Source organism: Mycobacterium sp. E2327, assembly GCF_001672675.1.
Taxonomy (GTDB): Bacteria; Actinomycetota; Actinomycetes; order Mycobacteriales; family Mycobacteriaceae; genus Mycobacterium.
In genome coordinates, this window is record NZ_LZKE01000242.1 from 112,461 (window position 1) to 134,419 (window position 21,959).

Consider the following 21,959-nt stretch of genomic DNA (forward strand, 5'->3'; position numbering starts at 1 on the left):
CCCTTCCGCACTGAGGGGCAAGCGTGTTGGTCCCGAGGACGCCGTCAACCTCGGCTCGGGAACCGGCACCCAGCTAGCTTAGGAGCGCCAGCGTCTTCTTGTTGGCGTTTTGCACCGGTGTTTTTGCTTCTTAAGCATTCATTGCCGAAGTGGGGCAGGACCCATTGTGCGCGTTAGGGAATGAGGCTCTGGATGTCCTTGACGTTGCTCGAGAGCGCCGAAACGATGGTCAGGAATTCGACCCCGCCCGCCACGGTCCCCAACCCGACGTCGGCCGCGATCGGATAACCGATCGCGTTGACGAGGTTGCCCTGCCCGAGCTGGCTCAGGAATAGCTCGGTGTCGTAGAAGGGCAGCTCGGTGGCGAGGGAGTAGCCGATGTCGACCGTCGGAAGCGCGACGGCGTAGTCGGTCGTGATGATCTTGTTGACGGTGTTGAAGACCTGTTGCGGCGACGGGAAGTTCGCCAACGTCGTCGTCGGGCCCGGCGGCGAACTCGGCAGGGTGAACTGCGGCGCGACGGTCGGCGGCTGCGACGCGATCTGCTGCAGGTCGAGCGAGAAGTCGTGGACCCCCTGCTGGGTCCCGGCGGCCAGCGCGTTGAACACGGTGGCGGGGTTGGCATCCGGGAACAAGCCGAACGGGGTCGGCACGTCTGCGGGGCTCGTCGAGTACCCGAGGGTCGGATCGGGACCGTAGCCCAAATTAACCAACACCTTCATGTCGGGTTGGATCAGATCGACCAGCGGCTTGCCGATGACCGGTATGGCATCCAGCGGCTTCAGCAGTGGCAGGTCCGCTGTGGGAATCATGTAGTAGGTGGTGTGTCCGGTGTATCCCGGAGACGTCGGCAATTGAATCGCGTTATTGACTTGGGTCGGCGTCAGATCCAGATAAGTGGTGTGCACGAACAGGATTCCCGCGACCGCGTTCAGGTCGGAAACGATATTGATCGGATACCGCGGGAAGTCGGCGAACCCGTCGTATTCCAGCGTGTAGTTGGCCACGTTGTAGGGCGTGTTGGCGTTCATCGCGGGGTAGAAGTCGAGACCCAGGGCGGGCAAGGACAGATTCGGGAACCGCGACAGCAGCCCGCCGTTGGGGTTGACCTCGTTGCCGGTCAGCACGAAGTTGAGCATGTTGACCGGGGGAGGGTTGGCGCCGAACAGGGAGGTGCCGTTGGCGAGGTTCTCCATCTCCAGCGAGGAGATGATGGCGCTCTGCGAAATGCCGAAAACGGTTACCGATTGCCCCTGATTGTGGATGGTGTTGTACAGCGTGTTGTCGAGAATCTCCACGCCCTCGGCCACCGACTGATTGAGGGGCAGGCTCTTCACACCGGTCAGCGGGTACAGCTGCTCGGGCGTGAACAGCGCCTCCAGGGTCGTCAGCGAACGCACGTAGAGGTTGTTGGCCTTGGTGACGAACGACGGCGACGGGATGGGTGTCCCGGTGCCGCCGATGAATATCGACACCAGGTTCGCCGGGAATGGGGGGATCGTGGCGGCGGGCACCGGCGCGCCCGCGGCTCCAAGGTTCAGGGTCGCTGCAACGGCGGCCTCGGTCTCGGCATAGGCGAACCCGGCCGAAGCCAGCGTCTGCTGGAACTGGTTGTGAAACGCCTCGAACTGCGCGACGAGGGCCTGATAGTCCTGGCCGAATGTGCCGAACACATCGGCGATGGCGGCGGACACCTCGTCGCCCGCCGCCGCCGCCACACCCGACGTCGGAGCCGCCGCGGCGGCGGTGGCGGCGCTGAAGGCCGACCCGATTCCCTCGATTTCCGCCGCGACCGACGCCATCATCTGCGGCTCGGCAATCACATACGTCATCGGCCCGAATCCTTTCCCCGACAAAGGCGCGACTCGACCGCTGCAGCGGACCCCGTCAGCCTAGGGCGATCTCGCAATCCTGTCCGGGATTTGCGCCGCCGGCGCCGGGATCAGGCGAGCAGCGCGCCGCGCAGTCGATCCAGATCGGCGTCGGTGATGCCCGCGTCGCTCAGATAGCCGCCGAGCGAACCGAATTCGGCGTCGATGGTTTGGCGGGCGGCGGCCAGGTATTCCGGACGCACCCCGAGGACGCCGTCGGACAGCCGGGCCTCGGTGAAGGTCACCACCTCCGGGGTCAGTTCGGTATCCCCGCGCTGCTGGATCATCTCGAAGATCCGCGACCGAAGTTCGGGCACGGCGTCGTTGCTGCGCAGGAAGTCGGCGACGATGGCGTCGCGATCGACGCCGATTGCTTCGAGCACGGTCGCGATCACAAAGCCGGTCCGGTCCTTGCCCGCGAAGCAGTGGGTCAGCACCGGCCGACCGGCGGCCAGCAGCGTGACGACGCGGCGCAGCGCGCGCTGCGCCCCGTTGCGCGTCGGGAATTGCCGGTACTCATCGGTCATGAATCGGACGGCGGTCTCGTTCACCGACTCTTCCGAGCCGTCGGCTTCGCCCCTCAACAGCCGCTGGAACGCCTCCTCGTGCGGCGCCGCCGCTTCGGCCTCCGAGTCGGCCAGGTCGGGAACCGGGAGCAAGTGGATCTCGACGGCGTCGGGGACCAGTCCCGGCCCGCGCCGGGCAACCTCGCGCGCGGCGCGCAGGTCGGCGACGTCGGTGATGCCCAGCCGGCGCAGCGTCGCCCGACCGTCGTCGTCCAGGCGGCTCAGCTCGCCGGACCGGAACACCCGCCCGGGCCGCAGGCCGTCGACACCGTCAGCGACGTCACGAAAGTTCCACGCGCCGGACAGTTCTCGCACGGCTTCAGCCATGCCGGGTGACCGCCGCGGCGAGCGCGGATTGCTCCCCGCCGAGCTCCGTGCGGGCGATGGTCCGCATGTGCACCTCATCGGGTCCGTCGAAGATCCGCATCGCGCGATGCCAGGCGTACATCCGGGCCAGCACGGTGTCGTCGCTGACGCCGGCGGCCCCGTGCACCTGGATGGCGCGGTCGATCACGTTGCAGGCCACCTGCGGGGCGACCGCCTTGATCTGCGAGACCAGCAGGTGGGCGGCCTTGTTGCCGTGCTGATCGATGGTCCAGGCCGCTTTCTCACATAGCAGTCGCGCCTGGTCGATTTCGTTGCGGGACTTGGCAATTGCCTCTCGCACCACGCCCTGCTCGGCCAGCGGGCGGCCGAACGCCACCCGGTTGCGCGCGCGGTCGGCCATCAGGGCCAGCGCGCGTTCGGCCCCGCCCAGCGCGCGCATGCAGTGGTGGATGCGGCCCGGCCCCAGCCGCGCCTGGGCGATCGCGAAGCCGGCGCCCTCTTCGCCGAGCAGGTTGGTCACCGGCACCCGGACGTTGTCGTAGCTGATCTCGCAGTGGCCGGGCTGGTCCTGGTAACCGAAGACCGTCGTGGAGCGAACGACGGTCACCCCCGGCGTATCGATCGGCACCAACACCATCGACTGCTGCTGGTGGCTGGCCGCGTCCGGGTTGGTCCGGCCCATCACGATGAGGATCTTGCAGCGCGGATCGGCCGCCCCGGACGTCCACCACTTGCGCCCGTTGATGACATAGTCGCCGCCGTCGCGCTCGATCGACGTTTCGATGTTGCGGGCGTCGCTGCTGGCGACCGCGGGCTCGGTCATCGAGAAGGCGCTGCGGATCTCCCCGGCCAGCAAGGGCTCCAGCCACTGCTTGCGCTGCTCCTCGGTGGCGAACAGGTGCAGGGTCTCCATGTTGCCGGTGTCGGGCGCCGCGCAGTTGAGCGACTCGGGTGCGATCTCCAGGCTCCAGCCGGTCAGCTCCGCCAGCGGGGCGTACTCCAGGTTGGTCAGCCCGGACTCGGCCGGCAGGAACAGGTTCCACAGGCCCTGTTGTTTGGCCTTGAGCTTCAGTTCCTCGATGACCGGCGGAACCGTGTGGTCATTCGGGCCGGCCTCGTGACGGTATTTGTCGTATTCGGCCTCGGCCGGGAAGACGTACTCGATCATGAAGTCGGACAGTCGCTTGTGGTAGTCGCTGGCTTTGGCCGACATCGCGAAGTCCATGACCGTCACGATAGGACACGTGTCGGGGCACTAAATTTCAGGGCGTCACACCGCCGAGCCTGTAATTCTGCACGGAAACTACGAGTAGGCGTCTGCAGATTTACAGGCTCGGCGCACGATGAACGCCATGACCGAATCACGCCCCCCGTTCCCGCCATTCACCTTCGAGACGGCACTGCAGAAGGTCCAGGCGGCCGAAGACGCCTGGAACACCCGCGACCCGGAGAAGGTGAGCCTGGCGTACACGCCCGACTCGCAGTGGCGAAATCGCGACGAGCACGTCGTCGGCCGGGCCGAGATCGTGGCGTTTTTGACCCGCAAGTGGCAGCGCGAACTCGACTACTCGCTGCGCAAGAGCCTGTGGGACTTCCACGACAACCGCATCGCCGTGCGGTTCCAGTACGAGTGCCACGACCACACCGGCCAGTGGTACCGCAGCTACGGCAACGAGCTGTGGGAGTTCACCCCGTCGGGACTGATGGCCCGCCGCGAGGCCAGCATCAACGACGTGCCGATCCAGGAATCCGAGCGCCGGTACTTCGGGCCCCGCCCGGCGTCGGAGCACGGGCAAGATATTCCGCTTTGGTGACTGCGGTTAGGGTGTCTGCGGCAAGCCGAAGACATAAGGGAAGTAGATGTACGCGCCATGACAGATGCGCAGACGACGGTGGGGGTGGTCGCCGAGTCGGGGACCGATGAGCGGCGCGTCGCGCTGGTACCGAAGGCGGTCGCGTCGCTGGTCAGTAGCGGTTTGGCGGTGGTGGTCGAGTCCGGTGCCGGCGAACGCGCGCTGCTGCCCGACGCGCTCTACACCGAGGCGGGGGCCAGCATCGGGGACGCCTGGGCGGCCGACGTCGTCGTCAAGGTCGCACCGCCGACGGCCGAGGAGGTCGGCCGGCTGCATAGCGGCCAGACGCTGATCGGCTTCCTCGCGCCGCGCAACGCCGACAACGCGATCGGGGCGCTCAAGCAGGCCGGGGTGCAGGCGTTCGCGCTGGAGGCCATCCCGCGCATCTCGCGCGCCCAGGCGATGGACGCCCTGTCGTCCCAGGCCAACGTGGCCGGGTACAAGGCAGTCCTGTTGGCGGCCTCGGAGTCGACCCGGTTCTTCCCGATGCTGACCACCGCGGCCGGAACCGTGAAGCCGGCCACCGTGCTGGTGCTCGGCGTCGGGGTGGCCGGCCTGCAGGCGCTGGCGACGGCCAAGCGGCTGGGCGCGCGGACGACCGGCTATGACGTGCGTCCGGAGGTGGCCGACCAGGTGCGATCGGTGGGGGCGCAGTGGCTGGACGTCGGGATCGACGCGGCCGGTGAGGGCGGCTACGCCCGCGAGCTGACCGACGAGGAGCGCGCCCAGCAGCAGAAGGCGCTGGAAGACGCGATCGCCGGATTCGACGTGGTGATCACCACCGCGCTGGTGCCGGGCCGCCCGGCACCGCGGCTGGTCACGGCTGCCGCGGTGGAGGCGATGAAACCCGGCAGCGTGATCGTCGACCTCGCCGGTGAGACCGGCGGCAACTGCGAGCTGACCGAGCCGGGCCGCACCGTGGTCAAGCACGACGTCACCATCGCCTCGCCGCTGAACCTGCCCGCGACCATGCCCGAGCACGCGAGCGAGCTGTACAGCAAGAACATCACGGCGCTGCTGGATCTGCTGATCAAGGACGGGAAGTTGGCGCCGAACTTCGACGACGAGGTCATCGCGGACTCGTGTGTGACGCGCCAGCCCGGCGGGGAGGATTAGATGTACGACGAGTTGTTGGCGAACCTGGCGATCCTGGTGCTGTCCGGATTCGTCGGGTTCGCGGTGATCTCCAAGGTGCCCAACACGCTGCACACGCCGCTGATGTCGGGCACCAACGCCATCCACGGCATCGTGGTACTCGGCGCGCTGGTGGTGTTCGGGGAGGTGGAGCACCCGTCGCTCGCGGTACAGATCATCCTGTTCGTCGCGGTGGTGTTCGGAACGCTCAACGTCATCGGCGGCTTCATCGTCACCGACCGGATGCTGGGCATGTTCAAGGGCAAGAAGAAGCCGTCGGCCCAGAAGGCCGACGAAGGCGAAGTGGTCGCCAAATGAACTACCTGGTTACCGTCCTCTACATCATCTCGTTCTCGCTGTTCATCTACGGGCTGATGGGCCTGACCGGGCCCAAGACCGCGGTGCGCGGCAACCTGATCGCCGCGGTGGGCATGGCGCTGGCCGTGACGGCGACGCTCATCAAGATCCGGCATACCGACCAATGGGTGCTGATCATCCTCGGGCTGGTGGTGGGCGTCGCGCTCGGCGTCCCGCCGGCCCGCTACACCAAGATGACCGCCATGCCGCAGCTGGTGGCGTTCTTCAACGGCGTGGGCGGCGGCACCGTCGCGCTCATCGCGCTCGCGGAATTCATTGAGACCAAAGGCTTTTCGGCCTTCCAGCACGGCGAGTCGCCGACCGTGCACATCGTGGTCGCGTCGCTGTTCGCCGCGATCATCGGGTCGATTTCGTTTTGGGGCTCGATCATCGCGTTCGGCAAGCTACAGGAGATCATCTCCGGATCGCCGATCGGCTTCGGGAAGGCCCAGCAGCCGATCAACCTGCTGCTGCTGGCCGCCGCGGTGGCCGCCGCTGTGGTCATCGGCCTGGGCGCGCATCCCGGCACGGGCGGGGTGGCGCTGTGGTGGATGATCGGCCTGCTGGCCGCCGCCGGGGTGCTCGGCCTGATGGTCGTGCTGCCCATCGGCGGCGCCGACATGCCGGTGGTCATCTCGCTGCTCAACGCGATGACGGGGCTGTCGGCCGCCGCGGCCGGTTTGGCGCTGAACAACACCGCGATGATCGTCGCCGGCATGATCGTCGGCGCGTCCGGCTCGATCCTGACCAACCTGATGGCCAAGGCCATGAACCGCTCCATTCCTGCGATCGTTGCGGGCGGTTTCGGCGGGGGCGGGGTGGCGCCCAGTGGCGACGGCGGCGGCGACAAGCACGTCAAGGCGACGTCGGCCGCCGACGCGGCGATCCAGATGGCCTACGCCAACCAGGTGATCGTGGTGCCCGGCTACGGCCTGGCCGTGGCGCAGGCCCAGCACGCCGTCAAGGACATGGCCTCCCTGCTGGAGGACAAGGGTGTCGCGGTGAAGTACGCGATCCACCCGGTCGCCGGCCGCATGCCCGGGCACATGAACGTCCTGCTCGCCGAGGCCGAGGTGGACTACGACGCCATGAAGGACATGGACGACATCAACGACGAGTTCGCGCGCACCGACGTCGCGATCGTCATCGGCGCCAACGACGTCACCAACCCGGCGGCGCGTAACGAGGCGTCCAGCCCGATCTACGGCATGCCGATCCTCAACGTGGACAAGGCGAAGTCGGTGATCGTGTTGAAGCGGTCGATGAACTCGGGATTCGCGGGCATCGACAACCCGCTGTTCTACGCCGACGGCACGACGATGTTGTTCGGCGACGCGAAGAAGTCGGTGACCGAGGTCGCCGAGGAGCTAAAGGCGCTCTAGCGGGGATCGCAAGCGCGGCGAAGCCGGGCGCCGCGGGTCACCGCCAGGCACGCTAGACGGGCGGGTAGGCCGGCGGCGGGTATCCGTTGCCGTCGACGACGCCGCGCAGACCCCACGGCACGTACTTGAAGAAGAACTCGATCTCGTCGCTCATGTCATAGTCCGGACTCGGATCCATGTCCCCACCTCTCGACTCGCGACCAGTTCGACACACCATCGTAGTCGCAGAGCCGCCGGTGCGACAGGCGGCGCTGCCCTTAGACTGTCCAACCAGTTGATTGATAGCAGTGAACGATAGAGAGCACTCAGAGACAGATGCCATCCGAGAACGGGCTGACCCGCCGCGAGGAGTTGCTGGCAGTTGCCACCAAGCTGTTCGCCGCGCGCGGCTATCACGGCACCCGGATGGACGACGTCGCCGACGTGATCGGGCTGAACAAGGCGACCGTCTACCACTACTACGCCAGCAAGTCGCTGATCCTGTTCGACATCTACCGCCAGGCCGCCGAGGGCACGCTGGCCGCGGTGCACGACGACCCGTCGTGGACGGCTCGCGAGGCGCTCTACCAGTACACCGTGCGCCTGCTGACCGGGATCGCGGCCAATCCCGAGCGCGCCGCGGTCTACTTCCAGGAGCAGCCGTACATCACCGAGTGGTTCACCTCCGAGCAGGTCGCCGAGGTCCGCGAGAAGGAGGCCCAGGTCTATGAGCACGTGCACGGGCTCATCGACCGCGGGATCGCCAGCGGCGAGTTCTACCAATGCGACTCGCACGTGGTGGCGTTGGGCTACATCGGGATGACGCTGGGCAGCTACCGCTGGCTGCGGCCGAGCGGGCGGCGCACCGCCAAGGAGATCGCTGCGGAGTTCAGCACCGCGCTGCTGCGGGGTTTGATTCGCGACGAGTCGATCCGGCAGCATTCGCCGCTGGGCCCGTAGCCGGCGGGGTCAGCCGAAGTTGGGCGGCGGGATCAGATGCAGCACGTTGCCGGTCGCCCCGCTCAGCAGGGAGAGCAGCGTCGTGCTGGACTGGCCGAAGGAGACGTTCAGGCCGGGGTTGATGGACGGGACCCACGGGTAGGTGTTCGGGAAGTACGACGGCGACAGCAGTCCGGCCTCCACCCCGATCTCGACCGCGGCGCCGTAGGGGCCCTGGACCGCGCCCAGGGCGAGGTCGGGGATGACCGTGAACGGGTTTGGTAGGTCGAACAGGCCGGCCGGGGTCGGGATGTTCGCGTAGTTGGCGCCGGATCCGTAGTCGCCGTAGCCCAGGTCGACGAGCACCCGCAGATCGGGCTGGAAGATGTCGGCGATCGGGGGGCCGGCGTAGGGGATGGCCCGGATCGGCTCCAGCAGCGGCAGGTTCTGGGTCATGAACATGTAGTAGTTGGTATTTCCGCCGTTCGTCGGCAATGGAACGGCCGTGGCCACCTGGGTGGCCGTCAGGTCGGGGTACGCGCTGTGGACGAAGAAATAGCCCATGAACGCGTTGAGGTCGGAGACGAGATTGAGCGGGTATTGCGGGGCGTCGGCGATGCCGTCGTATTGGTAGGTGTAAATCGAAGTCGGGTACGGGGATTGCGGCGTCGCACCGTTGAACGCCACATCGAGGAACGGGATGTAGAAGCCGGGGAAGCGCTCGAGGATCCCGCCGACGGGGTTGTTGGGATCGCCGATCAGCACGAAGTTCAACTGACCCTGATAGGGGGAGCCCGCCGCCATCAGGTTCCGTATTTCGTTCGTGGCGATCGTCGCGCTTTGCGAATAGCCGAAAACGACGGCGCTGTTGTTCGGCTGGTTGAAGAGTGTCGAGTTGATCGCGTTGTTCAGCAATGTGACGCCCTTGGCGACGGACTGGCCGAACGTCATGTTCCCGAGGCTCGGCGTCACCGGCCAGAACTGCTCGGGCGTGAAGACGGGCAGCGGCGGCGATGAGACCAATGGGTAGAGAGGCTTTATGTACGCGTTGAACACGCTTGTCACATATTTGGGGTCCGGTTGCGGGTTGTTGGTGCCGCCCATGATCAACGCGAACATCGGGTCGCCGGGGGAGGCCAGCTGAACCACCGACAGCGGGGTGCCGGTGGACGAGACCCCGGAGACGACGGCCGCGTTAGTCGCCTCCGCCTGCGCGTAGGCGGCGGCCGCCGCGGCCAGCGTCTGGGTGAATTGGCTGTGAAAACCCGCGGCCTGCGCGAGGAGCGCCTGATATTCGCGCCCATACGCGCCGAATAGGTTCGCGATCGCCGCCGATACCTCGTCCTCGGCCGCCGCCAGCAAACCGGTCGTCCGCGCGGCGGCATTGGTGCCGGCCGCGTTGATCGCCGAACCGATGTTGTGTACATCGGCGGCCGTGGAAGCCAAGGTCTCAGGGACAGTAATTAGATCCGACATCTCCCCGTCCTTTCCCCACGGACGCCATCCCGGCCCAAGGGGAGTTATCCGCGACCGTGGGTATTAGGTATTGACCGAGGGTAGATCTGTCTCGCCAGTAAGTTTGGCGTTTTGCGCAAGTTCTAAGCGTTCACACGTTTGAGGTGCCTGTCGAGAAAGGCGAGCTGATCCGCGACGACGCGCTCGAAGGCGTCGCCGACATAGATCTCGAAATGCCCCTCGGGATACATCCGGACCTCCCCCCGCGGCGCCTTCGCCGCGTAGCGCAGCGTCGGCACCGGGGGAGCCACCGAGTCGGCCTCGCAGACGCAGAACAGGATGGGGCAGGCGACCTTCGCGGCCAGCCGACCGGGTCGGTAGGCGGCGACCTTCAACGCGAACCGGGCGGCGATTTCGTTGGGCACGGTCTGGCCCTCGGGCACCAGCCTCATGTAGCCGGGGTAGGCGTCGGGCGCGTTCATCAGGGCGACTTCGCCCGGCCTGCCGGCCGCGGGAACCATCACCGGCGGCCTGCCGAACCCGGCCGCGACGAGGTCCCGTGTGGCCAGTAGGCCGACGCGGCCGAAAATCACCGGGCTCAGCGTGCGCGCGGATGCGATGCCATCAGTAAACGGGCACTGGGCCACGGCGGCCTTGATGCCCGGCACCTTGGCCGCCGTCGCGATCACGTGTCCGCCGCCAAAAGACGTGCCCCACACGCCGATTCGATCGTGATCGACGCCATCGAGGGTGTGGCCATGGGCGACCGCGGCCGCCCAGTCCGCCAGCTGCATGCCGATGTCGAGCAGTTGTCGCGGCCGGCCCTCGCTGTCGCCGAAGTTGCGGTAGTCGAACACCAGGCAGGCGTAACCAGCGGCGCTGAATCGTTCGGCATAGGCGTCCAGCCGCATGGTTCGCACCGCGCCCAGGCCGTGCGCCATCACCAGCAGTGGCGCGGCGCCACCGCCGTCCGGCCGGTAGAGCCACGCGCTGATCCGGTCGGCACCGGATCGGAATTGGACGTCCTCGCGTTGCGCCATGAGCGTTTCCATTGTGCCCCGGCGCCGTAGGCGTCGCAGAAGTTGTGGACTACTGTCTAGAAACGTTTCGAGCGTTCGAGGGACGGAGACTCTCATGGCCATCCGCGTCGCACACGTCGGTACCGGAAACGTCGGAGGGTTGGCCCTGGCCGAGCTGATCGCCAATCCCGCGTTCGAGCTGACGGGCGTGTGCGTGTCCACGCCGGAGAAGGTGGGCAAGGACGCCGGGCAACTGTGCGGCGTCGGGCTGGACGCCGACACCGTGACGGGCGTCGCCGCCGTTTCGGACCTCGACGCTATCCTGGCCGCCAAGCCCGAGTGCGTCGTCTACTGCGCCATGGGCGACACCCGGCTGCCCGACGCGATGGCGGACGTCATGCGCATCCTGGCCGCCGGCATCAACGTCGTCGGGTCGTCCCCGGGATTGCTGCAGTACCCGTGGGGGGTCATGCCGGACAAATACATCGCTCGGGTGGAAGATGCTGCCCGGCAAGGGAATTCGAGCATCTTCATCAGCGGTGTGGATCCGGGATTCGCCAACGACCTGATCCCGTTCGCGCTCGCCGGAACATGTCAGCGCATCGAACAGGTGCGCTGCATGGAGATTCACGATTATGCGTCGTACAACGGCGTCGAGGTGATGAGCTACATGGGCTTCGCCCAGCCCCTGGATTACATCCCGATGCTGCTGCAGCCGGGTGTTCTGAGCATCGCGTGGGGGACCGCGATCCGACAGTTGGCGGCCGGCCTCGGCATCGAGATCGACGAGATCACCGAGTCCTACCAACGCGAGCCGGCACCCGAGGACTTCGACATCGCTGTGGGGCACGTTGCCAAGGGCACGCTGGCGGTGCTGCAGTTCGAGATCCGCGGCATGGTCAAGGGCCACCCCGCGATCGTCATCGAGCACGTCACCCGGCTGCGGCCCGACCTGCGCCCCGACCTGCCCCAGCCTGCCTCCGGCGACGGCTCGTATCGCGTCGAGATCACCGGCGAACCTTCCTACGCCGTGGACATCATTCCCAGCAGCCGCAAGGGCGACCACAATCACGCCGCGATCGCGGGGGCCGCCGGACGCATCGTCAACGCGATCCCCGCGGTGATCGCCGCGCCGCCGGGGATCCGGACGACGCTGGATCTGCCGCTGGTGACTGGTAAGGGCCTTTTTGCGCCAAAAGACTTGGTAGTTCAGTAAATTCGAAAGGACTGTAAATGGGACGGGTTGACGGCAAGGTAGCGCTGATCAGTGGCGCCGCCGGCGGCATGGGCGCCGAAGATGCGCGGCTGCTGGTCGAGGAAGGCGCCAAGGTGGTTATCGGCGACATCCTGGACGACCAGGGCAAGGCCCTGGCTGACGAGCTCGGCGACTCCGCGCGCTACGTCCACCTCGACGTCACCCAGCCCGACCAGTGGGACGCCGCGGTCGCGACCGCCGTCCGTGAATTCGGCAAGCTGAACGTGCTGGTCAACAACGCGGGCACGGTCGCGCTGGGGCCGTTGAAGGACTTCAAGCTGGACAAGTGGCAGAAGGTGATCGACGTCAACCTGACCGGCACCTTCCTGGGCATGCGCGCGGCGGTCGAGCCGATGACCGCGGCCGGGGGTGGCTCCATCATCAACGTGTCGTCGATCGAGGGGCTGCGCGGCGCGCCGATGGTGCACCCGTACGTCGCGTCCAAGTGGGGCGTGCGCGGGCTGGCCAAGTCGGCGGCGTTGGAGTTGGCGCCGTTGAACATCCGGGTGAATTCCATCCACCCCGGTTTCATCCGCACCCCGATGACCGCGCACCTGCCCGAAGACATGGTCACCATCCCGCTCGGCCGTCCGGGTGAAGTCCGCGAGGTCGCAACGTTCGTGCTGTTCCTGGCCAGCGACGAGTCGTCTTACTCGACGGGGAGCGAATTCATCATGGACGGTGGGCTGATAACCGACGTGAACCACAAAGAGTTCTAGGTGCTATAACCGCGAGCATGCTGCGCAGTTTGGCGGATGTGGTCGGTTCGTCTCACGTCGTCACCGACCCTGACGTGCTGGCCGGCCGCAGCGTGGATCACACCGGGCGCTACCGCGGGCGCGCCAGCGCGCTGGTGCGCCCGGGTACGGCTGAGGAGGTCGCCGAGGCGCTGCGGGTGTGCCGCGACGCGGGGGCGCACGTGACGGTGCAGGGCGGACGGACCTCGCTGGTGGCCGGCACCGTCCCCGAGCACGACGACGTGTTGCTGTCGACCGAACGGCTGCGCGCGCTCGGCGACGTGGACACCGTCGAGCGCCGCCTCTCGGCCGGCGCCGGAGTCACCCTGGCCGTCGTCCAAAACGCCGCCGCCGAAGCGGGTTTGGTGTTCGGTGTGGATCTGGCCGCCCGCGAGACCGCCACCGTGGGCGGCATGGCGTCGACGAACGCCGGGGGCCTGCGCACCGTCCGCTACGGCAACATGGGCGAGCAGGTCCTCGGCCTGCAGGTGGCGCTGCCCGACGGCTCGCTGCTGCGCCGCCACAGCGAGGTGCGCAGCGACAACACGGGCTACGATCTGCCGGCGCTGTTCGTCGGCGCCGAGGGCACCCTCGGCGTGATCACCGCGCTGGAGCTGCGGTTGCATCCCACGCCGTCGCATCGGGTGACGGCGGTCTGCGGGTTCGCCGAACTGGAGGCGCTGGTCGATGCCGGCCGCACGTTTCGCGACGTGGACGGGATAGCGGCGCTCGAGCTGATCGACGGCCGGGCCGCGGCGCTGACCGCCGAACACCTCGGCGTCGGCGCGCCGGTGCAGGGCGACTGGCTGCTGCTGGTGGAGCTGGCCGCCGACCACGACCAGACGGATCGGCTCGCCGACCTGCTCGAGGGCGTGCGCCTGGCCGGTGAGCCGGCCGTCGGCGTGGACGTCGCTGCGCAGCAACGGTTGTGGCGGGTGCGGGAATCGCTCGCCGAGGTGCTGGGCGTGTATGGGCCGCCGCTGAAGTTCGACGTGTCCTTGCCGCTGTCGACCGTTGATGAATTCGCCAGGGAGGCGGTCGATTTGGTCGGGGTGCACGCGCCCGACGCGCTGCCCGTGTTGTTCGGCCACATCGGAGAGGGCAACCTGCACCTCAACGTGTTGCGTTGCCCGCCGGAACGCGAGCAGGCGCTGTATGCGCCGATGATGGATCTCATCGCGCGATGCGGCGGCAACGTCAGCTCCGAACACGGCGTCGGCAGTCGGAAGCGCCCCTACCTCGCGATGTCGCGGGAGCCCGCCGACATCGCCGCGATGCGGGCGGTCAAGGCCGCCCTCGACCCGACCGGTTACCTCAACGCGGCCGTGCTGTTCGACTGATCACTCACGTCGCCTGACATACGCTGGCAGGCATGGCATCCGGAACCTTCAACACGCCCATCGCCGGAATCATCAACAGCGTATTCGATGGCTTGATCGACGCCCCCGTTGTGGGGCCACTGGTACGGCGCGGGCTGATCAAGATTCGCTATGTCGGCAGGCGTTCGGGTAAGACGATCCAGACCCCGGTGGGGTACCGCCGCTGCAGCGACGGCATCGTCATCAATGTCATGTCGCCCGATAGCAAGACATGGTGGCGAAACTTCCTCGGCGAGGGCGGCCCGATCACACTGCTCAACTTCGACGGCGCCGACCGCACCGGACACGCGCTCGCCAGCCGCGACGAGAAGGGCCGCGTCAAGGTAGTGGTGCGGCTCGACTGACCTCTCGTCCGCGAGGGTGCGCAGTTGTACGCGTAATACGGCGTGTCGCCGTACAAACACGCACGCTCGCGGGGGGTGTGATCAGGAGCCGCCCTTGATTCCGACGGCGTGGCGCAGTTGCTCCAGGAACTGGTCGGCGTCGTCGCTTCGCACGATGTAGTGCGAGATCGCGATCCGGATGACGGTCGCGGCGCGCACCGCGGCGTTGGGTCCGGACAGGTGCCGTTGCAGGCCGTCGCGCATCTGCGGGATGACGCGGCCGAACTGGGCGATGGTGTGCTCGGGTTCGACGTCGACCATGCGCACGCCGGAGTACGAATGCTGGAACTCGACGATGAAGCGCAGCACGGCGTCGAGCTTGTCGGCTCCCTTCAGCCCCGCGGTGGCCCTCACCAGGCCGCTCTCGAAGCTCTGCCGCTCGTATTGCGAAAACGCCGACAGCAATTCCTCTTTGGAGGCGAACCAGCGGTACAACGTGGGACGCGAGACGCCCGCCTGGGCGGCCACCTCGGACAGGCTGAGCTTGGTCTTGCCGTTGCGGCCGAGGACCTCGGCGGTGGCGTCGAGGATGCGCTGACGCGTTGAGGTGTCGATGTCCGCGGCTGGGGCCGGGTGGCTCATAGGAGAAACTCTACGAAGTATCGCGAGTGTGTCACTGTTTTTTCGCTTCCCGGCCAGGGCGCCCGCGCACCAGCACGCATTGTTGAATGGCGCCGACCGCGCCCCCCTCGTCGAAAAGTGTGCCGACCGTGGTCCCGATGCCGTCCGGCCCGTAGCTTGTCTCCGCGCGAATGCCGATCCAATCGCCGTCGGGGATCCGGAACACGTGCACCGCGAGGTCCGTGTTCAGGAACGTCCACTTGGTGATGTCCAGCTTGCTGCCGATGCCGTTGGCGCAGTCGGCCACCGCGAACAGTCGCTCGAGCGGGGTCATGGCCTCGCCCTTCACGAGGTCGACCGTCGGCTTGATCCAGGATTCGCCCGGGCCCTCGCTCAGCGGCTCGGTCAGCCACAGCCAGTCCAGGCTGTGCACGTAGTTGCGATCCCAATCCCTCGCCTTGAGGTTGCGGTCGCGGGCCTCGGCCCGCGGTCGGGGCAGGGGGGTAGCGGCGTGAGCCAGCGTCTGGGTGTCCAGGTGCTGCAACCGCCACCCGCTGGCGCGTGCCACCGGCCGGGGTTCGCCGTCGGGCCCCGGCGCCAGCATCTCGGCGGTGACGAGTTCGATTTGCTTCCCGCCTCGCTGGACTCGCGAACTGACCCACAGGTCGCCCTCCGCCGGCACCCCGCCCAGCAGGTCGATGACGACCCGGCCGAGGCGGGTGTCGTCGCGCTGGTCGCAGCGTTCCAGCGCCCGGACCAACAGCGCCGACACCGGGCCGCCGTGCTGAATGGCGGCCGACCAGGTGCCGCGCGCCAGATCGGTCGCCGCGAACTTTTCGCCCCGCGCGTCGGCGTCATCGATCAGCTCGTAATAGGAGTCGGTCATATGTGCCTTCCGGATGTCAGGGTAGGCCCGCGCCGGGGGTGTCGACCGTCACCGCGTCCACCTGAGAGAGCCGGGTGCCGATCAATCGCTGGGGATAGGCGTCGGTGCTCGACAGCAGAAACAGCGTGCGGCGTGCGGGGCCGCCGAACGCGCACGCGATCGCCACCCGTTCGCCCATGTCGATGCGGTCGGTGACGGCGCCGCCCTCGGTGATCCGTTCGAACTGGTGGGCCAGCGTCATGGACGCCCACACTGCGCCCTCGGCGTCCAGCGCGATGCCGTCGGGCGGCCCGTCCAGGCCGTCGGCGAAAACCCGGCGGCCGCTCAGCCCGCCGTCATCGCCGATGGTGAACGCGGTCAGCCGCCGGCCCGTCGACTCGGCGACGATCAGCGTCTTTCGGTCCGGCGTGATCACCATGCCGTTGGGAAAGTCGAGGTCTTCGGCAGCAATGGTCGGCGTGTCGTCGGGGTCGAGGCGGATGATCGCGCCGCCGGAGAACGCCTGGCAGCCGATGTAGGCGCGCCCGGCGTCGTCGACGACCATGTCGCCCAGGTTGACCGGCGTCAGGGCGGCGAGGTCGGCGACGGCCTCGACGGTTTCGCCGTCATAGCGCAGCACCTGCCGGTCCTCGGTCGAGGCGATCAGCAGGGACCCGTCGGGGCGAAATCCGAGGCCCGACGGGGACCGCCCGGGCAGCGCCAGCGTGGTCACCGAGCCCCGCATGTCCACGGTGTGCACGGCTTCACCGAGCATGTCGGAGAACCACAGCAGCCCTTCGAACCAGCGCGGGCCCTCGCCGAAGCAGAACCCCTTGGCCAGCGGCTCCGGGATCATCCGCTCACGCCTTTACAAAACACCGGAAAAGTGTCACGTACCACGTGCGTCGGTGTCAATCTCGCCCAGCTCGCGCGCGACGGCCGCGTGGTAGGCGTCGATCCGCGCCGGGTTGGCCTGCTGGAAGAGCGCGTCGGGCAGCGGCGCATGCTTGTACGCCTCGATCGTCATCGTTCGGGAGAACAGCGTGACGTCCTGGCCGGGCCTGGCGAACCGGTACGTGACCGTGATCCGGCCTTCCATCCCGCCCTCGCCCCGGCGGTCGTGACCGAGGCGACCCACCGAGTTGAACACGAACAGCGTGGGCCGGTCGGCGATGGCCAGCTGCCAGCTGAAGATGCGCTCGCCGTCGGGGCCGGCCTCCTCCCAGGTGTCGCCGACCTTGAGCGGAAGCTCCGGCAATTTGTCGATGTGCGCGCTGCCGGGATAGGTCTTCGTCCAGTTGGCCGGGTTGGTGACGAAGTCGTACACCTCCTCGGCGGAATGGGTGAAGGCGGTCTCCGAAGTGCTCGTCACGATGCCCAATTGCATTGCCTCCTGCGTCTGTTAGCCAAGCTTTACAAATCCTACTCAAAGTGTCACGCTGAGCCCTGAGCTGCGAGCGCGGAGGTGGAGCGGATTTGACCAAGGCTTCTGAGGAATCCGAGCAGACCGAGTGGACGGTGCAAGGTCTGCTGGACCTGTTCGACGTGCGCCCCGACGGGCAGGATCGGTTCACCGGTGACACCGGGATCGCCGTCGGCGACGAACGGCAGGTCGTGGAGGGCACCCAAGTGCTCGCCCAGGCGATTGTCGCGGTGGCCAAACGATTCCCGGACAAGTCGGTGCGTTCGGCGCACGCGGTGTTCTCCCGCGCCGTGACGGTCGGTCCGCCGATCGAACTCGTCCTCGACGTGGTGGCCGAAGGCCGGTCGACGGCGACCGCCGTTGTCGCCGTGCACCAGAACGGCCGGCGCTGCCTGAGCGTCACCGTGCTGGCCGACGTCCCGACTGGCGACGTCATCCGTCACCACCTGCCGCGTCCCGACGTGGCGGCCCCGGCCGACGCCAACCATTCGCCGATGCCGATGATCGGGCGCGAGCTGCGCCTCGTCGACGTCGTCGACGTCAACAGTCCCGACGAGGTCGGGCCGCCCGAGCTGTACGCGTGGTTGCACTATGACCCGATCCCAACCCGGGACGACCTTGCCAAGGCGCTGGTCGCGTACTTCACTGGGCACCTGGGCATCTCCACGACCATGCGGGCGCACCCGGGCATCGGCACCAGCCAGGCGCACCTGACCGTGTCCACGGCACCGATGAGCATCTCGGTCGCGTTCCACGAGCCCGTGCGCTGGGCGGGGTGGCTGCTCTACACCCACGAGAGCACCCAGGTCGGCGCCGGCATGTCGTACGTGCGCGGCACGGTGCACAGCGAGGAGGGTGAGCTGCTGGCCTCCTTCGCCCAGGAGGCGCTGATCCGTCCGCTGCGCACCAGCGACACGGCGATCGATTCGCGCGCCCGGTTCTGACCGCCATGCGCTTCACCATCACCCACCCGATGCACAGCCATCCGTACAACCCGGAGCTGGTCAGCGGTGAAGGCATCGGCAAGGTGGCCGCGGCCACCGAAGCGGCGGGCATCCATGGTTTCGGCTTCACCGACCACCCCGCGCCGTCGCAGCGCTGGCTGGAGGCCGGGGGGCACGACGCCGTAGATCCTTTTGTCGCTTTGGGTTTCGCGGCGGCAAGGACGACGACGCTGCGCCTGATTCCCAACATCGTGGTGCTGCCGTATCGAAACCCGTTCGTGGTGGCCAAGTCCGGCGCCACGCTGGACCTGCTCTCGGGCGGCCGCTTCACCCTCGCCGTCGGGGTGGGTTATCTCAAGCGGGAATTCGCGGCGCTGGGCGTGACGTATGACGAGCGCCTCGAACTGTTCGAGGAAGCCCTGCAGGTGATCCGGGCGATCTGGACCGGCGATGACATTTCGTTCGAGGGAAGGCACTTCAGCGCCAAGGGCATCACCGCGCACCCCAGGCCGGTGAGCCCTCCGCCGATCTGGATCGGTGGAAACACCACGGCCGCCCGCCAGCGTGTCGCGCAGTACGGCGACGGCTGGTGCCCGTTTCCCGCCCCGCCGCAGCTGGCCAAGACTTCCGGCACCGCCGTCATCGACTCCGTCGAGCGTCTCACCGAGGGCATCGACGATCTGCGCCGCCGCTGCGACGCGGTGGGCAGGGACTGGTCGGCGATCGACATAACGTTCACCAACTTCGAGGGCGGCAGCCCCGCGACCGACGAATTCAACGCCGACGCATACCTCGGCGGCCTGGAAAAGCTTGCGGCCGTGGGAGTCACGTGGGTCGGCGTCCATCTGCCCGGCGACAGCATGGCGCATGCGCTCGAGACCCTTGATCGGTTCCGCACGCTCGTGATCGACGCGATGTAGATGGACTTCTCAGCCGTCGATCTCAACGCCGAGGACCAGGAATTCCTTGAGGAAACCCGGGCCTTCATCGCGAAGCACGTCACCGACGAAGTGCTGCGCCGCCAGCGCGAGTTCGGGGAAAACTTCGACGAGCAAGTACATCTGGCGCTGGGCGAAGCCGGCTACCTGGCGTCGGATTGGCGGCCGGAATCCGAGGGCGGATTCAGCGCCGTCCGCCGGCGCATCTTTCACCTCGAGATCGCCCGCGCCCACACGCCCTGGTACCACTGGGGAACCACGTCCGTGGTCGCGCGGCTGGTGCAGCAGTTCGGCGCTCCCGAGCTCGTCGCCTTGGTCCTGCCCGGCGTGCTGTCCGGCGAGATCCGGCTATGCCTGGGATACACCGAGCCGGAGGGCGGCTCCGACGTCGCCACCTGCAAGACCCGCGCGGTGCGGGACGGGTCCGGGTGGATCATCAACGGCTCCAAGATGTTCACCTCCAACGCGCAGAACGCCCGGTACGTCTTCCTGCTCACCAACACCGATCCGCAGGGCCCGAAACACAAGAACCTGACCATGTTTCTGGTGCCGCTGGATTCACCGGGCATCGAGATTCAGCCCATCCGCACCCTGGACGGCGACCGCACCAACATCGTGTTCTACAGCGATGTGCGCGTCGACGACCTCTACCGAATCGGCGAGGTCAACGGCGGCTGGACGGTGATGCGGGCGGCGCTGGACTCCGAGCACGGCATGATCGACCCGGAAGACCATGGCCTGCAATACGTTGCGGCGATGTCGGCGCACGGCGACATCATGGCCGAGGTGGTCGACACGGTCGCGGCGCTCGTCGCGCGGGTGGACGACGAGTCGGTGAAATATCGGCTCGGACGGGCCGTCGCGCGGATGGAGGCGGCGCTGTCCACGCCCGGGATGTTCGGGCGCGTCGCGATCGCGCAGACGATGCGCGACATCTCCCCGGACTTGATGGACATCCTGGGGTCGGCCTCCGCGCTGCCCGCCGAGACGCAGGGCTCCGCGAGTGACGGTGCTGCCGAACACCTTTACCGGCTGGCGCTGCCGCTCGGCATCTACGGCGGCACCCTCGAGGTGTTCCGCAACATGATCGCCCAGCACACGCTGAAGCTGGGGCGTCCTAGCTACGGCGGCTGAGCGGCAGCTCGGCGACGACGTCGACGCGGGCGTCGTCGAAACTGAAAAAGCCCTTGATGCGCAGGCTTTCGGGAAGCGGGTCCTCATAACTCCACGCGACGTCATCGACGTCAGCCGTGGACCAGTACGTCGCGTAACCCTTGTAGTTGCAGTAGCTGGACGTCCCCGAGCGCCGCAGCAACTCGGTCCGCACGTGCGCAGGAGCGACGTAGAGGCGGGGCTCGAGCGCGGTCTCGAACAGGATCACCGTGTCGTCCGTGTCCACCAGCGTGCTGCCGCCCACCGAGACGCGCAGGCGGCGCTTCGTCGGCCGGCAGTCGACGCGGTGGTAGGGGTTTGGCGGGTAGTGGACCAGTTCGCGGCCCTCCTCCAGCCAGGTGTCGACCGCGTCCCACGGCACGTGAACGAAACCCGGGGCCTCGGGTTCCGGCTCGGCCGGTAGGTCGCCGACCGCTTCGGCCGGAAAGGCATAGCTGAGCGGGTGGCCCGGCCGGTGCACCATCAGGGCGTTTTCGGTGTCGATCACCGGGCGGCCGTTGACGAAGGCCTGCACGCGTCTGGGGTGTGGCTCGATGTAGACCACGCCGGCGGGGACCGGCGCGGAGAACCTGCCGGCCGGAGCTGTGCTTAGCGGACCATGTCCGGCGACCAGACTCATTGCGTCACAATCCCTTCCGCGGGTAGACCACGGTTTGCAAACCAATTTCTCTGCATAGTCTAAATGGGGAACGGCGTGGGATTCGTTGTCGGAAAGCCGAAATATCCCGTGGGACGTGCGTACGCTGACGTTCTCCGATTCGGATGTCGACGGGAGGCAGCGATGTCGTATCTGGCGGCGGCCCCGGACTTTCTGGCAGTGGCGGCATCGGACCTATCCGACATCGGCGCGGGGCTGGTCGCGGCGAATGCGGCGGCGACGGCCCCGATCACCGCAATGGCACCGGCCGCCGGTGACGAGATATCCGCGGCGATCACCGCCTTCTTTGCCGGGCACGCGCGGGCCTTCCAGGCGCTCGGCGGCCAGGCCGCGGCGTTTCATGCCCGGTTCGTGCAGGCGTTGAGCTGCGCGGGCGCCGCGTATGCGGCCGCCGAGGCGGCCAATATCCCGTCACTGCAGACCGTGGAGCAAGACGTTTTGGCGGTGATCAACACACCCACCAATCTGTTGTTCGGGCGCCCACTGATCGGTGACGGCGCCGACGGGACGGCCGCTAACCCCAACGGTGGGGCGGGCGGGTTTCTGCTCGGCAACGGCGGCAACGGCTTTTCGCAAACGGGCAACCCCGGGGTGGCCGGTGGCGCGGGCGGGCCTGCCGGGTTGGTCGGCAACGGAGGCCTCGGCGGTGTCGGAGGGGCCGGCGCGGCGGGCGGGGCGGGCGGCACCGGCGGTTGGTTGTTCGGAAACGGCGGCTCCTGGTTGGGCGCCGTCCGGCACGTCGCCCAAACCGCCCGCGGTGT

At 67.5% G+C, this 21,959-nt stretch carries 24 protein-coding genes; 13 read left to right on the plus strand and 11 right to left on the minus strand.

Annotated features, from left to right (window positions below; genetic code table 11):
- Positions 1 to 173: 173 nt before the first annotated feature.
- The 3 genes from A5712_RS28135 to A5712_RS28145 form a co-directional block, all read right to left on the minus strand.
- A complete protein-coding gene (locus tag A5712_RS28135; protein WP_068113221.1) occupies positions 174 to 1,832 on the minus strand; it encodes a PE-PPE domain-containing protein in 1,659 nt (552 codons plus the stop codon).
- Positions 1,833 to 1,942: 110 nt separating this feature from the next.
- Positions 1,943 to 2,764 carry a tyrosine-protein phosphatase gene (locus A5712_RS28140; protein WP_068113224.1) on the minus strand — a complete coding sequence of 274 codons (822 nt, stop codon included), beginning with the start codon at positions 2,762 to 2,764 and terminating at the stop codon, positions 1,943 to 1,945.
- Positions 2,757 to 3,977 (minus strand): acyl-CoA dehydrogenase family protein, encoded by a 1,221-nt coding sequence (locus tag A5712_RS28145; RefSeq protein ID WP_068113311.1) that lies wholly within the window; start codon positions 3,975 to 3,977, stop codon positions 2,757 to 2,759. Before A5712_RS28145 ends, A5712_RS28140 begins: the two co-directional genes overlap by 8 nt.
- Positions 3,978 to 4,116: 139 nt before the next feature.
- Between A5712_RS28145 and A5712_RS28150 the strand changes: the two genes are divergently transcribed.
- From A5712_RS28150 to A5712_RS28165, 4 genes are read left to right on the plus strand one after another with little or no spacing between them, the layout of a single operon-like run.
- Positions 4,117 to 4,578 carry a nuclear transport factor 2 family protein gene (locus A5712_RS28150; protein WP_068113314.1) on the plus strand — a complete coding sequence of 154 codons (462 nt, stop codon included), beginning with the start codon at positions 4,117 to 4,119 and terminating at the stop codon, positions 4,576 to 4,578.
- A gap of 57 nt (positions 4,579 to 4,635) precedes the next feature.
- Positions 4,636 to 5,733 carry a Re/Si-specific NAD(P)(+) transhydrogenase subunit alpha gene (locus A5712_RS28155; protein ID WP_068113229.1) on the plus strand — a complete coding sequence of 366 codons (1,098 nt, stop codon included), beginning with the start codon at positions 4,636 to 4,638 and terminating at the stop codon, positions 5,731 to 5,733.
- Positions 5,734 to 6,069 carry an NAD(P) transhydrogenase subunit alpha gene (locus tag A5712_RS28160; RefSeq protein ID WP_068113234.1) on the plus strand — a complete coding sequence of 112 codons (336 nt, stop codon included), beginning with the start codon at positions 5,734 to 5,736 and terminating at the stop codon, positions 6,067 to 6,069. It abuts the gene before it with no gap.
- Entirely contained in the window at positions 6,066 to 7,490 is a 1,425-nt protein-coding gene (locus A5712_RS28165) for an NAD(P)(+) transhydrogenase (Re/Si-specific) subunit beta (protein ID WP_068113237.1), read from the plus strand. The genes A5712_RS28160 and A5712_RS28165 overlap by 4 nt, the downstream gene beginning before the upstream one ends.
- Positions 7,491 to 7,542: 52 nt before the next feature.
- Here A5712_RS28165 and A5712_RS31150 read toward each other — a convergent pair whose 3' ends face one another.
- The gene (locus tag A5712_RS31150; RefSeq protein WP_108637325.1) at positions 7,543 to 7,668 is read right to left on the minus strand and encodes a hypothetical protein; all 126 of its coding nucleotides are present in this window, start codon (positions 7,666 to 7,668) and stop codon (positions 7,543 to 7,545) included.
- Positions 7,669 to 7,805: 137 nt separating this feature from the next.
- Between A5712_RS31150 and A5712_RS28170 the strand changes: the two genes are divergently transcribed.
- The gene (locus A5712_RS28170) at positions 7,806 to 8,429 is read left to right on the plus strand and encodes a TetR/AcrR family transcriptional regulator (RefSeq protein ID WP_067005124.1); all 624 of its coding nucleotides are present in this window, start codon (positions 7,806 to 7,808) and stop codon (positions 8,427 to 8,429) included.
- A 9-nt stretch (positions 8,430 to 8,438) separates the two neighbouring features.
- Here the strand turns inward: A5712_RS28170 and A5712_RS28175 are convergent, their stop codons facing one another.
- Together A5712_RS28175 and A5712_RS28180 are read right to left on the minus strand one after the other, a co-directional pair.
- The gene (locus A5712_RS28175; protein WP_068113239.1) at positions 8,439 to 9,884 is read right to left on the minus strand and encodes a PE-PPE domain-containing protein; all 1,446 of its coding nucleotides are present in this window, start codon (positions 9,882 to 9,884) and stop codon (positions 8,439 to 8,441) included.
- A 122-nt stretch (positions 9,885 to 10,006) separates the two neighbouring features.
- Positions 10,007 to 10,903, minus strand: a complete 897-nt coding sequence (locus tag A5712_RS28180) for an alpha/beta hydrolase (protein ID WP_068113318.1) — start codon at positions 10,901 to 10,903, stop codon at positions 10,007 to 10,009.
- 94 nt (positions 10,904 to 10,997) lie between these two features.
- Between A5712_RS28180 and A5712_RS28185 the strand changes: the two genes are divergently transcribed.
- Genes A5712_RS28185 through A5712_RS28200 form a run of 4 tightly spaced genes read left to right on the plus strand, consistent with a single transcriptional unit; the run spans position 10,998 to position 14,597 of the window.
- Positions 10,998 to 12,098 (plus strand): diacylglycerol kinase, encoded by a 1,101-nt coding sequence (locus A5712_RS28185; RefSeq protein ID WP_068113242.1) that lies wholly within the window; start codon positions 10,998 to 11,000, stop codon positions 12,096 to 12,098.
- 17 nt (positions 12,099 to 12,115) lie between these two features.
- A complete protein-coding gene (locus A5712_RS28190; RefSeq protein ID WP_068113245.1) occupies positions 12,116 to 12,856 on the plus strand; it encodes a glucose 1-dehydrogenase in 741 nt (246 codons plus the stop codon).
- Between the two features lie 17 nt (positions 12,857 to 12,873).
- A complete protein-coding gene (locus A5712_RS28195; RefSeq protein WP_068113248.1) occupies positions 12,874 to 14,214 on the plus strand; it encodes an FAD-binding oxidoreductase in 1,341 nt (446 codons plus the stop codon).
- Positions 14,215 to 14,246: 32 nt separating this feature from the next.
- Entirely contained in the window at positions 14,247 to 14,597 is a 351-nt protein-coding gene (locus tag A5712_RS28200; RefSeq protein ID WP_068113250.1) for a hypothetical protein, read from the plus strand.
- An 81-nt stretch (positions 14,598 to 14,678) separates the two neighbouring features.
- Here the strand turns inward: A5712_RS28200 and A5712_RS28205 are convergent, their stop codons facing one another.
- From A5712_RS28205 to A5712_RS28220, 4 genes are read right to left on the minus strand one after another with little or no spacing between them, the layout of a single operon-like run.
- The gene (locus tag A5712_RS28205) at positions 14,679 to 15,218 is read right to left on the minus strand and encodes a TetR/AcrR family transcriptional regulator (RefSeq protein WP_068113253.1); all 540 of its coding nucleotides are present in this window, start codon (positions 15,216 to 15,218) and stop codon (positions 14,679 to 14,681) included.
- A 31-nt stretch (positions 15,219 to 15,249) separates the two neighbouring features.
- Complete coding sequence (locus A5712_RS28210; RefSeq protein ID WP_068113257.1) at positions 15,250 to 16,083, minus strand: thioesterase family protein; 834 nt, start codon at positions 16,081 to 16,083, stop codon at positions 15,250 to 15,252.
- 16 nt (positions 16,084 to 16,099) lie between these two features.
- On the minus strand, positions 16,100 to 16,918 hold the full coding sequence (locus A5712_RS28215; protein WP_068113260.1) for an SMP-30/gluconolactonase/LRE family protein: 819 nt from the start codon (positions 16,916 to 16,918) through the stop codon (positions 16,100 to 16,102).
- Positions 16,919 to 16,951: 33 nt separating this feature from the next.
- The gene (locus tag A5712_RS28220) at positions 16,952 to 17,443 is read right to left on the minus strand and encodes a polyketide cyclase (protein ID WP_068113321.1); all 492 of its coding nucleotides are present in this window, start codon (positions 17,441 to 17,443) and stop codon (positions 16,952 to 16,954) included.
- 95 nt (positions 17,444 to 17,538) lie between these two features.
- Here A5712_RS28220 and A5712_RS28225 point away from each other — a divergent pair, with 95 nt between their 5' ends.
- The 3 genes from A5712_RS28225 to A5712_RS28235 are packed head-to-tail and all read left to right on the plus strand — an operon-like array spanning position 17,539 to position 20,501.
- A complete protein-coding gene (locus A5712_RS28225) occupies positions 17,539 to 18,429 on the plus strand; it encodes an acyl-CoA thioesterase II (RefSeq protein ID WP_068113263.1) in 891 nt (296 codons plus the stop codon).
- A gap of 5 nt (positions 18,430 to 18,434) precedes the next feature.
- A complete protein-coding gene (locus A5712_RS28230) occupies positions 18,435 to 19,349 on the plus strand; it encodes an LLM class F420-dependent oxidoreductase (protein WP_068113268.1) in 915 nt (304 codons plus the stop codon).
- Positions 19,350 to 20,501: an acyl-CoA dehydrogenase family protein gene (locus tag A5712_RS28235; protein WP_068113269.1), complete on the plus strand. Its 1,152-nt coding sequence runs from the start codon at positions 19,350 to 19,352 to the stop codon at positions 20,499 to 20,501.
- Here A5712_RS28235 and A5712_RS28240 read toward each other — a convergent pair.
- Positions 20,485 to 21,159: a DUF427 domain-containing protein gene (locus tag A5712_RS28240; RefSeq protein ID WP_068113271.1), complete on the minus strand. Its 675-nt coding sequence runs from the start codon at positions 21,157 to 21,159 to the stop codon at positions 20,485 to 20,487. The genes A5712_RS28235 and A5712_RS28240 overlap by 17 nt on opposite strands.
- A gap of 162 nt (positions 21,160 to 21,321) precedes the next feature.
- On the opposite strand from A5712_RS28240, the gene A5712_RS28245 reads away from it, so the two are divergent.
- On the plus strand, positions 21,322 to 21,959 hold a 638-nt coding region (locus A5712_RS28245), incomplete at its 3' end, for a PE family protein (RefSeq protein WP_156766813.1).